Raw genomic sequence first — 11,813 nt, 5'->3', positions numbered from 1 at the left:
GGAGGGAGAACGCGTGGCCAGCCGAGAGGTGCCCGTCGACACCGACACCTGTAGTCACCTCCCTGGGGGGAGATCGGCCAGCGGCGTGTCGACCCCGCCGCCGGACCGGGCCGCGGCCGCCTTCTTCGACGTGGACAACACCATGATGCAGGGTGCGTCGATCTACTGGTTCGCCCGCGGACTCGCCGCGCGCAACTACGTCACCACCAGCGACCTACTCCGATTCGCCTGGCAACAGCTGCGGTTCCGGGTACTCGCCACCGAGCATGTCGGCGACATGTCGCAGATCAAGGAGGCCGCGCTCGCCTTCGTCGAAGGCTGGCGGGTGGAGGACGTGGAGCGCCTCGCCGAGGAGATCTTCGACGAGCTGATGGCGCCCCGGATCTGGGCCGGCGCCCGACGGCTCGCCCAGGGGCACCTCGACGCCGGGCAACGGGTCTGGTTGATCAGCGCCGCCCCGGTCGAGATCGGCCGGGTGATCGCCACCCGGCTGGGGCTCACCGGCGCCATCGGAACGGTGGCCGAGGTGGTTGACGGCGCCTACACCGGACGGCTGGTCGGCGACCTGATGCACGGGCCCGCGAAGGCGGAGGCGGTGACCCGGCTCGCCGCGGCGGAAGGGCTAGACCTCTCCCGCTGCACCGCCTACAGCGACTCCGCCAATGATCTGCCGATGCTCGCCGCGGCCGGTCGCGGGGTCGCCGTCAACCCGGATTCCGCGCTGCTGCGGGAGGCCCGCCGACGCGGATGGGAGGTTCGGGACTTCCGCACCGGGCGTCGGGCGGTCAAGATCGCCGTTCCCTCCACCGCCGCCGTCGGGCTGGTCGCCGGAGCGGTCACCGCGGGGCTGGCGCGGCACCGCCGCCGCTCGTCCGTCCGGACGTGAGCTCCCCGCCGACGCGCTCCCGCCGCCGTCACCGGGCGGTGGTTTCGGCCGGCACCGGTGTCGGCGTCGGGTCGTCGGTGTGGGCGAGGCCGGCGAACTGGCGCCACAACCCCCCGACGAGCAACGCCGAGCCGGCGAAGGCGAACCAGAATGGACCGGTCATCCCGAGCAGGGTGACCAGCGGGCCGCCAAGCGCCGCGCCGACAACCAGTCCGCCGTACGCGCTGATGCCGTAGATGCTGTTGACCCGGCCCTGGAAGTAGATGGGAACCGCCCGCTGCCGGATGGTCAGAGCGGTGGCGCCCCAGGCGAACGCGTGTGCCCCGAAGCCGAAGAGGATAGCCGAGGCGACCCAGGGTGAGGTGGTGACGGCGAGACCGAGGTGGGTGAGGGTCTCGATGATCAGCCCGGCCCGCATGATGCCCCCGAGGCTCACCCGGCGGGTGAGCCAGCCGTACCCGACGGTGGCGAGCAGCCCGCCGGCCGCCGTCGCCGTACTGATCAGGCCGAAGCCGACGGCACCGAGGCCGAGCCGCGCCTCGGCGTAGAGCACCAGGATGGACCAGGCGGCGCCGTAGGTGATGTTGAAGAACAGGGCGGTCAGGCAGAGCGTCCGAACGGCCGGATGACCGACGGCCCAGCGAAACCCCGCCCCGATGTCACCGCGCAGATCACGGTGCTGAACCGCCGATTCCCGCTCCCGCGGCGGCAGCGACACCCGGGACACCAACAGCAGTCCGGCCGCGAGGAGAACCGTGTTGGTGGCGAAGGGCCAGGACCGACCGGCCGCGAAGAGCACGGCCCCGAGCGCCGGGCCGACCAGTTTGTTCAGCGTGATGACCCCGGCCAGGAGGCGGGCGTTGGCGATCGCCAGGTCCTCCCGACGCACCACCATCGGCGTCAGCGTCTCCGTCGTGTTGTCCACGAACACCTCGGCGGTGGCGAGCAGCGCCAGCGTCAGCAGCACCACCGGCACCGACACCCGATCGGTCACCAACGCCCCGACCAGCACGCCCAGAGCGCCGACCCGGACCGCGTTCGCCACCAGCACGATGCGCCGCCGGTCGAGACGATCGGAGAGCACGCCGGCCCAGAGGCCGAACGCCAGCTGCGGCGCCCACCGCAGCAGGGCCGCCAGTGCGACCAGGAGCGGGTTGGTGGTCAGCGACGCCACCAGCAGCGGCCCGGCCGCCACCGCGATCCCGTCGCTCAGGTTCGTCGCCCACGACGACGCCAACAGCCACCGGAACCCGGTGCCCAACCGAGCTGGTACGACCGCCTCAACGACTCTCCGCACAACGAGCACCGTACGAGGGCACCGGTCGACCGCAACCGAATTTGCCCGCCCGCGGGCTCGCCGCTGGTGGTGCCCCCGGTCAGGGGCCGAACGGGTCCGGCCGCTGCTCCAGCAGCCGGTGCAGGGTCTGCTGAATGGTCTCCCGCACCTGATCGGCGAGGTTGAACACGACCAGCGGGTCATCGGCCGAGTCGGTCAGGTGCTCGGTGGCGATCGGCGGGCAGAACGCGATCAGCCATTTGCTCGGCAGCGGCACCATGCCCAACGGCCCGAGCCAGGGGAAGGTCGGCGTGACGGGGAAGTATGGCAGCTTCAGCAGCCGGGCGAGCGGCTTCACATCGGCGAGCATCGGGTAGGTCTCCTCGCCCCCGACTATCGCTACCGGCACGATCGGGGTTCCCGTCCGCAACGCCGCGGAGACGAAGCCACCCCGCCCGAATCGTTGTAGCTTGTAGCGCTCCGCGTACAGCTTGCCGATGCCCTTGAAGCCCTCGGGGAAGACGCCGACCAACTCACCGGAGTTGAGCAGCCGCTCGGCGTCCGGGTTGCAGGCGACCGTGCCGCCACCCTTGCGGGCGACCGCCGACACCACCGGCATCCGGAAGACGAGGTCCGCGCCGAGCAGGCGGAGAAACCGGTGCTGCGGGTGCTGGTCGTGGATCATCGCCGAGAGGATCAGCGCGTCCAGGGCCACCGTGCCGGAGTGGTTGCCCACCACGAGGCCCGGTCCCGTGTCGGGCACATGCTCCAGCCCGGTGACCTCGGTGCGGAACCAGTCGCGGTAGAGCAGCCGCACCAGCGGATGAAACACGGAACTGGTGAGCTGCGGGTCGAAGCCGAACTCGTCGACCTCGTAGTCGCCGGCGAGGCGTCCACGCAGAAACGCCAGCCCGCTCGCCACCTTCCGGTCCCAGTGATCGCCAGGCTGTTCGGAGACCATCTCGCCGGTCACGACCGCTCCCCAGCGGCGGCGGAGCGGACCTGCCGGACCCCGTCGCGCACCAGCTGCTCAGCGGCGGCGAGGCGTTCCCGGGTCACCACGACCCCGTTGCGGTGGGCGCGGATGAAATCGTCGAAGGCGGCAGCGGTCGAGCGTGGGGTGAAGCCAAACTCCCGCTCGAGCCGGCTGGTGTCCACGACCCGACCGTGCACGAAGAGGTCGACCTGGTCCAGCCCGTAGCGGCCGAAGCCGAGCGTACGGGCCAGCGCGGCCGCCCCGGACAGGCCCGGTTCCAGCACCGGCACCGCGACCCGGCCGGCCCGGCGAATGGCCTGGGAGAGCGCCAGCACCCCGGGTCCGGCGACGTTGTAGGTGCCGGGATGGTCCAGCACGATCGACCGGTGCAGCACCTCCAGCGCATCCTCGAAGTGCAGGAACTGCAGCCGCGGGTCGCGGCCGAACACGGTGGGCACCAGCGGTTGGGCGAAGTAGCGGGTGAGCGTGGTGTCGGCGGTCGAGCCGATGAAGGGCGCGAACCGCAGCACGGTGGCGGTCACGTCGGGGCGGCGGCGGCGAAAACCTCGCACGTACCCCTCGATGTCCAGGATGTCCCGGCCGAAGCCACCGCGCGGTGCCTCCCGCGGCTCGGTCTCCTCGGTGAAGACCGCCGGGTCACGGAAGGACGCGCCATAGGCGGCGGTCGAGGAGCGGACGACGAGCTTGCGCAGCCGGGGCGCGTGCTGCGCGGCGGCGAGCAACTGCATCGTGCCGATGACGTTCTGTTCCTTCATGGCCGCGCGGCCCCCGTGCTGTGGGTCGGGAGCACTGACCAGGGCCAGGTGCACGACGGCGTCAACGTCGAGGTCGGCGAGGAGGCCACCGATCGCACCAGCGTCCACCCGGACCCGCTCGACCCCGTTGAGCACGTCGGTGAGCTCTCCACCCGCCGCGGGTGGGTCGACTCCGATAACCCGCCCGACCCGCGGGTCGGCGGCGAGCCGCGCGGCGACGTGAGCGCCGAGGTAGCGACTGACCCCGGTCACGACGACGACCCCCGGGGCACCAGAGGGGCCACCGGGGGTCATGCCGCACACCGTCCTCGGCAGGAGAGATCGAGCCGGAACATCCGCGGCTTGATCACCTAAGCCTCCGAGGGTCGACAGCTGGCACGTGATGACGGTGCCGGGACCAGCCCGGCGCCGGATCACTTGCCGAGACGGCGACGCTGGACGCGGGTCTTGCGCAGCAGCTTGCGGTGCTTCTTCTTAGCCATGCGCTTGCGGCGCTTCTTGACCACCGAGCCCATACGACAGCCTTTCGATGCAATGTGCGGGGCGGACCGGATGACACCGGCGTCCGCTTGCGGACAACGGACCGGACCTGCGGGACGGGCGGCGGAGCGCATCTGTGGTCACGGTCGGGTCCAGGGTAGCCGGGAAGCCTCAGCAGGACCAACGCGGCCCCTCAATGCCGGCCATCCGCGGCCGTTTCCCGCCTGCGAACGGGCGATTCAGGCGGTTTCCTGGAAGGCGCCGCGCAGGTACTCGTGCACCGCGTGCTCGGGGACGCGAAACGACCGACCGACCCGGACGGCGGCGAGCTCGCCGCCGTGCACCAGGCGGTAGACCGTCATCTTCGACACCCGCATGACCGTCGCCACCTCGGCGACGGTGAGGAACCTGACCTCCGCCAGCTGACCGTCGGACCGCGACCCGGCCATGGCTCACCGCCCATCCCATGCCCGGCGCGTGCTGTCCCGACGGGGCTTCCGCCGGACCGGCGACGCGCGTGTTACCCGTACGGTAGCGGGGCCAATGTGACCGGCGCGATCCCTTCGGACAAACCACCACGATTCACACCAGCGGAGTCCTGGCGAGTGCATCCGCTGTCAATGTCGACCGAGGGCCGCCCTCAGCCGCACGGCACCCCCGCGCGACCCCCCACGGAGCCCGGTGACGCCGGTGGCGCCACCGGTGCCACCGGACGAACGCCCCGAGCCGCTTCCGGACGCGGATCGGGGCTCCGTGCTGGGAGCGGCACCAGTGTGTCAGGGTGCCCGCCGGGGCCCGACACCGGTAGATCACGACCGCCGCCGGGACGCGGCCAACGGCCCGACCGGGCACGGCCACCAGCCCCACCGGGCACGGCCACCGGCACGGCTAGCGACCCATCAGGGCGTGAGCGAGGAACCCCAGATTGGCGGGGCGCTCGGCTAGGCGACGCATGAGATAGCCGAACCACTCCTCGCCGTACGGCACGTAGGTGCGTACCGTGCATCCGTCGCCGATCAGGCGAGCCTGATCGGCGGAGCGGATGCCGTAGAGCATCTGAAACTCGAACTGGTCCGGTCCCCGGTCGAACCAGCGAGCCCGGTCCTCGCCGATCGCGATCAGGCGGGGGTCGTGCGTGGCAAGCATCGGGTAGCCGGCCCCGGCCATCAGAATGCTCAGGCAGCGCACGTAGGACCGGTCGACGTCCCGAGCGGACTGGTAGGCCACCGATTCGGGCTCCCGGTACGCGCCCTTGCAGAGCCGGACCCGGGAACCGGCGTCGGCCAGCTGCCGGCAGTCGGACTCGGTCCGGCGCAGGTAGGCCTGGAGCACCGCCCCGGTGGACGGGTAGTCCGCGCGCAGTTTGACCAGAATATCCAGAGTGGAGTCGGTGGTGGTGTGGTCCTCCATGTCAAGGGTGACCGTGGTGCCCCCGGCCTCGGCCGCCGCGCAGATCGCCCGGGCGTTGTCGTAGGCAAGCTGCTCGTCGAAGGTCTGCCCCAGCGCGGAGAGCTTGACGCTCACCTCGGCGGCGGGGGTGAGCCCGTCGGCGGCGAGCGACTCCAACAGGCCGAGGTACTCGTCGCGAACGGCGCTGGCCTGCTCCGGCGTGACGGTGTCCTCACCGAGATTGTCGAGGGTGACCGTGAGCCCGTCGTCGACGAGGGCGCGGGTGACCCGCAACGCGTCCTCGGGCCGGGGGCCGGCGACGAACCGGTGCACCACGTTCCGAGTGAGGGGGGCGGTCGCGACGAGCCGCTCGCACCGCGATGACCGGGCCGCAGCGAGAATAACGGTACGCAGCATGGGCCGAGAGTAGCGCCCATAGCAGCAAAACGGCGGTGCCGTCACATCGCGCTACATCGACACGCCACGTGCCCGGGAAGTCGTCTACGGTGGGTGACGTGAACTTCGACGCGTACGCCCGGACCGGAGTTGATCTGATCAATATCCGGCTGGACGACCTCGACGCCCTCCGTTCGCTCTTCCCCGACAACATCTCGTGGATGCGGGACGAGGTGTCGGAGCGAGATCTTTCGATCTTTCGACGGGCGCAGAAGCGACTTCGCGATGTCTTTGAATACGGCACGTCCGGACGGGATGTGCAAGCGGTCGCCGAGCTGAATGCACTGCTGGAGGCGTACCCGGTGCAGCCGCGCATCTCCGGGCACGACTCCAGTGACTGGCACGTGCACGTCACCAGCCGCGGCGCCTCGGTGAGTGCGGAGTACCTGGCCGGCGCGGTCTGGGGGCTGTCGGTGTGGCTCTGCGAGTACGGCAGCGCCCGCTTCGGGGTCTGCGCGGACGAGCGGTGCGGCAACGTCTATCTGGACACCTCGTCGAACTGCTGCCGGCGGTTCTGTTCGGAGCGCTGCGCCACCCGCTCCCACGTGGCGGCGCACCGGGCCCGCAAGCGAGCCGCGATCCGCGACCGGGTCGCGGTGGCGGCGCAGTCCACCGGCCCGGCCGACAACCTGACCACGGTGCGCTGAGCGCCGGCTACTCGTCGGCTTCCCGGTCGCCCCGCCGCACCGGTTCCGGGCCGGCATGGGTGGCGGCCGGAGGGTCGAGGTGCTGGCGAGCGAAGGCCAACGCCGCCCGTAGGTCCGCCTCCCGGACCGCGCGGCTCTTCGCCCGCCGGGTTGACACCTCCACCGCCACCGAGCCGGTGAAGCCTCGGCTGGCGAGCGAGCGCAGTAGCTCGGCGCAGGGTTGGGTCCCTCGCCCAGGGACAAGATGCTCGTCGCGCCCCTCACCCGTGCCATCGCCGAGGTGAACGTGGGCCAGGCCCGCGCCCATCCGGTCGGCCAACTCCAGCGCGTCGGTGTGGGACGCGGCGCAGTGCGACAGGTCAAGGGTGTAGGAGGGGTATCCCGTCGCGGTCGGGTCCCACCCCGGGGCGTACGGGACGAACTGCCGCCCCGCCATCCGCACCGGATACATGTTCTCCACCGGGAACCTGATGTCACTGAACCGCCCGGTGACCTCGTCCAGGCCCTCGGCGAAGTTGCGGGCGTAGTCCCGCTGCCAGGTGAACGGGGGGTGCACCACCACGGTCGGTGCGCCCAACTGCTCCGCTAGTTCACCGGAGCGCCGCAACCGCTCCCACGGGTCGGCGCTCCACACCCGCTGGGTGACCAGAAGACACGGGGCGTGCACGGAGAGCACCGGCACACCGTAGTGCTTGGCGAGCCCAGCGAGCGCGCCAGCGTCCTGGCTCACGGCATCGGTCCAGACCATCACCTCGACACCGTCGTAACCGAGCGTCGCCGCCAGCTGAAACGCTGCCGCGGTCCGCTCGGGGAAGACCGACGAGGTGGACAGGAGAACCGGAACTCGGGAAGGCACAGCATCGAGAGTAGCCCGCACCGATAGGGATCTTCAGGACGAGTCCCGGCAAATACCGCTAGCCGCCGTGGGCGTCACATCGGCGCAAGCTGATCCAGCCGGCGCAGGATCACTCCCTCCCGCAACGCCCAGGGGCAGATCTCCAGGGTGCCGATGTCCAGCCGGCGCATCGCCGCCTCGGCGACCACCGCACCGGCCAACAGCTGATGCGCCCGGCCGACGCTGACCCCATCCAGCTCGACGAGCTGTGCTGGGGGAATGTGCCGGATGAACCCAAGTACCTGCCGCAGCCCGGCCCGGGTGAGCCGACGGCGGGCCCAGACGCCCGCCCCGGAGGGGGCCGCCCCGGCGAGGCGGGCCAGGGTCCGGAAGGTCTTCGAGGTGGCGACCGGGCGCTCCCAGCCCACCTTGTTCAGCTCCCCGGCCACCGCGTCGAGCTGGCGGTCCACGTACGCTCGCAGCTTCTCCACCTGCTCGGCCCCGGGCGGGGTGGTACTGCCCGCGGTGACCCGGAGATGGCGGCGGGTGAGCCGGCCAGCACCCAGCGGCAATGACACCGCGGCGTCCGGATCCTCGTCGATGCCCGCCGCGATCTCCAGCGAGCCGCCACCGATGTCGAGCACCAGCAGCCGCCCGGCCGACCAGCCAAACCAGCGGCGCACCGCGAGGAAGGTCATCCGGGCCTCGTCGGCGCCGGTGAGGACCTCCAGTCGAACCCCGGTCTCCGCCTGGACCCGGGCCAACACCGCCACCGAATTGGTGGCGTCCCGAACCGCGGAGGTGGCGAACGCGATCAGATCGTCGGTGCCCAGCCCGGCTGCGGACTCCTTCGCGGCGGCAACCGCCCGCACCAGCGAATCCGCGCCGGCGGTGGTGAGCGCGCCATCCGGGCCGATTCTTTCGGCCAGTCGCAGCACCGCCTTCTCCGAGTGCGCCGGCCAGGGGTGTGCGCCCCGGTGCGCGTCCACCACCAGCAGGTGCACCGTGTTGGATCCGACATCGAGGACGCCCAGCCGCATGAGGCAAACCCTAGAGGCAACACCCGGCCGCGGCGCACCGGGCCAGTCCTCCGCCGGGCGCGTACGCTGGTCCGGTGAGAGGGCAGATCGAGCTCCGTACGCGGCCCGACGATCCACGCGGCCGGGAGGTCCCGTTGGACTTCCCCCGGGAGTGGATCGAGTTCGGCGACCCGGCCGACGACACCCACCTGATCCGGGCCGACCTGACCTGGCTGTTGTCCCGGTGGACCTGTGTCTACGGGCGCGGCTGTCACGGCATCAGTGCCGACCGCCCCGCCGACGGCTGCTGCTCGCACGGCGCGTTCTTCACCGACTCCGACGACGAACAGCGGGTCCGATCGGCGGTCAAGCGGCTGACCCCGGGGACCTGGCAGCACCACCGACGGGGCTTCAAGAACTGGACCGAGACCGACACGGTTGACGAGAAGACGCCCGCCCGACGGACGGCCACCCGACCCGACGGCCCCTGCGTCTTCCTCAATGACGCCGACTTTCCCGGCGGGGCGGGCTGCGCCCTGCACGCCCAGGCGCTCCGCGACGGCACCCACCCGCTGGAGTACAAGCCGGATGTCTGCTGGCAGCTGCCGGTCCGCCGCGAACAGGAGTGGGTCCAGCGCCCGGACGGCACCAAGGTCCTGCTCTCCACGCTCGGGGAGTTCGACCGGCGCGGCTGGGGCGCTGGCGGGCACGACCTGGACTGGTGGTGCACCTCGTCCCGGGACGCGCATGTGGCGGCCGAACCGATGTACGTCTCGTACGCCCCCGAGCTGACTGCGCTGATCGGTGCGCCCGCGTACACCAGGCTGGCCGCGTTGTGCGCCGCCCGCGCCCGGCGCGGTCTGGTCGCCCCGCACCCGGCCGACCCGGCCGACCCGGACTGACCGCGCACGACGCAGGCGCGGAACGGGGCGAGGCAGGCACGGGACGGGGCCGGGGCGAGGCCGGGAGAGGGCGGGCCGCGCGAGGCTGTTCAGCGCCGCAGTGGGCCGTGCGGACGTCCGGTCACGGCTCGAACTTGTAGCCCAGGCCCCGCACGGTGACGATGTGTCGGGGAGCGGATGGCTCCGGCTCGACCTTGGAACGCAGCCGTTTGACGTGTACGTCGAGCGTCTTCGTGTCGCCGACGTAGTCCGCCCCCCAGACCCGATCGATCAGCTGGCCCCGCGTGAGCACCCGGCCGGCGTTGCGCAGCAGCAACTCCAGCAGCTCGAACTCCTTCAGCGGCAGTTGCACCGGGGCGCCGACGACCGTGACCACGTGCCGCTCGATGTCCATCCGAACCGGGCCCGCGGCCAGTGTCGCCGCACCGGTCTCCACCGTCTCGACGCTCTTGCGGCGCAACACCGCGCGGATCCGGGCCACGAGTTCCCGCGGCGAGTACGGCTTCGTCACGTAGTCGTCGGCGCCGATCTCCAGCCCGACCACCTTGTCAATCTCGCTGTCCCGAGCGGTGACCATGATGATCGGCACGTGCGACCGCTGCCGAAGCTGCCGACACACCTCAGTACCCGACATCTCGGGCAGCATCAGGTCGAGCAGCACAATGTCGGCACCGGTCCGGTCGAACTCGGTGAGGGCGGAGGTGCCAGTCGCGGCAACCGAAACCTCGAAGCCCTCCTTACGGAGCATGTACGACAGGGCATCGGAGAACGACTCCTCGTCCTCGACCACCAGAACGCGGCTCAACGGAGGTTTCCTTTCAACTGTCACGTCTGCTGGGACTCGGCCGGTTCGGCCTCGGTCTCAGCCGAGGGCGGTATCACCAAGAGGTCGTTGGGGGGATGGGCGGGGAGCCGGAGGGTGAACGTCGAGCCCTCGTCGGGAGTGCTTGCGACCTCCACCCGTCCGCCGTGATTGCTGGCGATGTGCTTGACGATGGCGAGCCCGAGACCGGTGCCGCCGGTCGCGCGGGATCGGGCCTGGTCGGCCCGGTAGAAGCGCTCGAAGATCCGGTCCACGTCGCTCGGGCCGATCCCGATGCCCTGGTCGGTGACGGCGATCGTGACGTGTTCGTCGTCGTGCCGGGCGGTGATCCGGACGGCAGTGTCCTCACCCGAGTAGTTGATGGCGTTCTCGACCAGATTCGACACGGCGGTGGCCAGCTGGGTGTCACTGCCGTATACCGTCAGGCCCCGCTCGCCGTCAACCACCACGTCGATCCGGCGGGCGCTGGCACCGGTCCGGGTCCGATCCACCACCTCGCCGACCACCCAGTCCACGGCGACCGGCTCCGGCGCGGGCTGCGGGTCGGCGCCCTGGAGCCGGGTCAGCTCCAGCAACTCCTGCACCAACCGACCCAGCCGGGTCGACTCGTGCCGGATCCGTTCGGCGAACCGGCGGGTGGCGGCCAGATCCTCGGAGAGATCCGGCTCTTCCTCGTCGACCGGCTCGGTGGCGTCCAGCAGCGCCTCGGCGAGGAGTTGAAGCGCCCCGATCGGGGTCTTGAGCTCGTGACTCACATTGGCCACGAAGTCGCGCCGGACCCGGGCCAACCGGTGCGACTCGGTCACGTCGACAGCTTCCACGGCGACGTGCCCACCGCCGAGACCGACCGCCCGCAGGTGCACGCCGAGCGGGTTCTCCGCGGCGACGCCGTCGCGTCCCCGGGGCAGGTCCAGCTGGATCTCTCGCCGTACGCCGGTCCGCCGTACCTGCCCCGCGAGGGTCCGGATCAACGGATGGGCGGCGACCGTGCCCGGAGTGCCGCCAGCGCGGAGCAGCCCCATCGCGCGGGCTGCCGGGTTGACCAGGACCGGCCCATCGTCGTCGGCGAGCACCACGACGCCGACCCGGAGGGAGTCGATCGTCCGGCGACCAAGGCCGGACTGCGAACCGTCGGTTATCGCGGGCCTCCTCCCGGGCCGAGGGGAGCCGGGCTGGCGGCTCCCGACCAAGGTCGATCCGAGTCGTCGCGCCAGGACGAGCCGGGTCAGCAGGACACCGACCGCCAGCCCCACGGCCCCTGCGACCACCACTACCCACTCCACCGGGCGATCGTAGGTCCTGGTTAACCCAGCATCCGAACAGACCAGGACGAGATACCCTCACTTCC

13 protein-coding genes and 1 pseudogene are annotated in these 11,813 nt (G+C 71.2%); 3 read left to right on the top strand and 11 right to left on the bottom strand.

From position 1 onward, the window contains the following. The first annotated feature begins 13 nt into the window (after positions 1-13). Positions 14-886, top strand: a complete 873-nt coding sequence (locus AC1UKG_RS02145) for an HAD-IB family hydrolase (RefSeq protein ID WP_026271682.1) — start codon at positions 14-16, stop codon at positions 884-886. Positions 887-914: 28 nt separating this feature from the next. Here the strand turns inward: AC1UKG_RS02145 and AC1UKG_RS02140 are convergent, their stop codons facing one another. From AC1UKG_RS02140 to AC1UKG_RS02110, 7 genes and pseudogenes are all read right to left on the bottom strand, one after another. Continuing rightward, positions 915-2,192 (bottom strand): MFS transporter, encoded by a 1,278-nt coding sequence (locus AC1UKG_RS02140; protein ID WP_033663650.1) that lies wholly within the window; start codon positions 2,190-2,192, stop codon positions 915-917. Between the two features lie 70 nt (positions 2,193-2,262). After that, positions 2,263-3,123: a lysophospholipid acyltransferase family protein gene (locus tag AC1UKG_RS02135; RefSeq protein ID WP_482641955.1), complete on the bottom strand. Its 861-nt coding sequence runs from the start codon at positions 3,121-3,123 to the stop codon at positions 2,263-2,265. 8 nt (positions 3,124-3,131) lie between these two features. Continuing rightward, on the bottom strand, positions 3,132-4,208 hold the full coding sequence (locus tag AC1UKG_RS02130) for an NAD-dependent epimerase/dehydratase family protein (protein ID WP_020608477.1): 1,077 nt from the start codon (positions 4,206-4,208) through the stop codon (positions 3,132-3,134). 119 nt (positions 4,209-4,327) lie between these two features. Next, a complete protein-coding gene (locus tag AC1UKG_RS02125) occupies positions 4,328-4,429 on the bottom strand; it encodes a 30S ribosomal protein bS22 (RefSeq protein ID WP_007465623.1) in 102 nt (33 codons plus the stop codon). 204 nt (positions 4,430-4,633) lie between these two features. Continuing rightward, positions 4,634-4,843: a helix-turn-helix domain-containing protein gene (locus tag AC1UKG_RS02120; protein WP_018730225.1), complete on the bottom strand. Its 210-nt coding sequence runs from the start codon at positions 4,841-4,843 to the stop codon at positions 4,634-4,636. Positions 4,844-5,011: 168 nt separating this feature from the next. After that, positions 5,012-5,214 (bottom strand): annotated as a pseudogene (locus tag AC1UKG_RS02115) (hypothetical protein); the annotation flags it as partial. Positions 5,215-5,282: 68 nt separating this feature from the next. Beyond that, positions 5,283-6,200 (bottom strand): proline dehydrogenase family protein, encoded by a 918-nt coding sequence (locus AC1UKG_RS02110; protein WP_482641939.1) that lies wholly within the window; start codon positions 6,198-6,200, stop codon positions 5,283-5,285. A gap of 98 nt (positions 6,201-6,298) precedes the next feature. Between AC1UKG_RS02110 and AC1UKG_RS02105 the strand changes: the two genes are divergently transcribed. Next, complete coding sequence (locus AC1UKG_RS02105; RefSeq protein WP_026271680.1) at positions 6,299-6,886, top strand: CGNR zinc finger domain-containing protein; 588 nt, start codon at positions 6,299-6,301, stop codon at positions 6,884-6,886. A 7-nt stretch (positions 6,887-6,893) separates the two neighbouring features. Here AC1UKG_RS02105 and AC1UKG_RS02100 read toward each other — a convergent pair whose 3' ends face one another. Both AC1UKG_RS02100 and AC1UKG_RS02095 read right to left on the bottom strand, forming a co-directional pair. Continuing rightward, positions 6,894-7,742 carry a sugar phosphate isomerase/epimerase family protein gene (locus AC1UKG_RS02100; protein WP_018743189.1) on the bottom strand — a complete coding sequence of 283 codons (849 nt, stop codon included), beginning with the start codon at positions 7,740-7,742 and terminating at the stop codon, positions 6,894-6,896. A gap of 74 nt (positions 7,743-7,816) precedes the next feature. Continuing rightward, positions 7,817-8,761, bottom strand: coding sequence for a Ppx/GppA phosphatase family protein (locus AC1UKG_RS02095; protein WP_018743188.1), 945 nt, complete (start codon positions 8,759-8,761; stop codon positions 7,817-7,819). Between the two features lie 74 nt (positions 8,762-8,835). Here AC1UKG_RS02095 and AC1UKG_RS02090 point away from each other — a divergent pair, with 74 nt between their 5' ends. Further along, a complete protein-coding gene (locus AC1UKG_RS02090; protein ID WP_018743187.1) occupies positions 8,836-9,642 on the top strand; it encodes a DUF3109 family protein in 807 nt (268 codons plus the stop codon). A gap of 121 nt (positions 9,643-9,763) precedes the next feature. Here the strand turns inward: AC1UKG_RS02090 and AC1UKG_RS02085 are convergent, their stop codons facing one another. Beyond that, the gene (locus AC1UKG_RS02085; RefSeq protein WP_018815162.1) at positions 9,764-10,447 is read right to left on the bottom strand and encodes a response regulator transcription factor; all 684 of its coding nucleotides are present in this window, start codon (positions 10,445-10,447) and stop codon (positions 9,764-9,766) included. 20 nt (positions 10,448-10,467) lie between these two features. Further along, entirely contained in the window at positions 10,468-11,748 is a 1,281-nt protein-coding gene (locus AC1UKG_RS02080; protein WP_026271679.1) for an ATP-binding protein, read from the bottom strand. Positions 11,749-11,813 lie beyond the last annotated feature (65 nt).

The organism is Salinispora sp. CH2A1_6 (assembly GCF_056820975.1).
Note: the sequence above shows the minus strand (reverse complement) of the source record. Positions and strands in the feature narration are given on the sequence as shown.

What these genes read in the sequence shown, in the direction of transcription:
- AC1UKG_RS02125 (WP_007465623.1), bottom strand. Translation starts at nt 4,429, where the DNA reads ATGGGCTCGGTGGTCAAGAAGCGCCGCAAGCGCATGGCTAAGAAGAAG.
- AC1UKG_RS02095 (WP_018743188.1), bottom strand. Translation starts at nt 8,761, where the DNA reads ATGCGGCTGGGCGTCCTCGATGTCGGATCCAACACGGTGCACCTGCTG.
- AC1UKG_RS02120 (WP_018730225.1), bottom strand. Translation starts at nt 4,843, where the DNA reads ATGGCCGGGTCGCGGTCCGACGGTCAGCTGGCGGAGGTCAGGTTCCTC.
- AC1UKG_RS02130 (WP_020608477.1), bottom strand. Translation starts at nt 4,208, where the DNA reads ATGACCCCCGGTGGCCCCTCTGGTGCCCCGGGGGTCGTCGTCGTGACC.
- AC1UKG_RS02110 (WP_482641939.1), bottom strand. Translation starts at nt 6,200, where the DNA reads ATGCTGCGTACCGTTATTCTCGCTGCGGCCCGGTCATCGCGGTGCGAG.
- AC1UKG_RS02135 (WP_482641955.1), bottom strand. Translation starts at nt 3,123, where the DNA reads ATGGTCTCCGAACAGCCTGGCGATCACTGGGACCGGAAGGTGGCGAGC.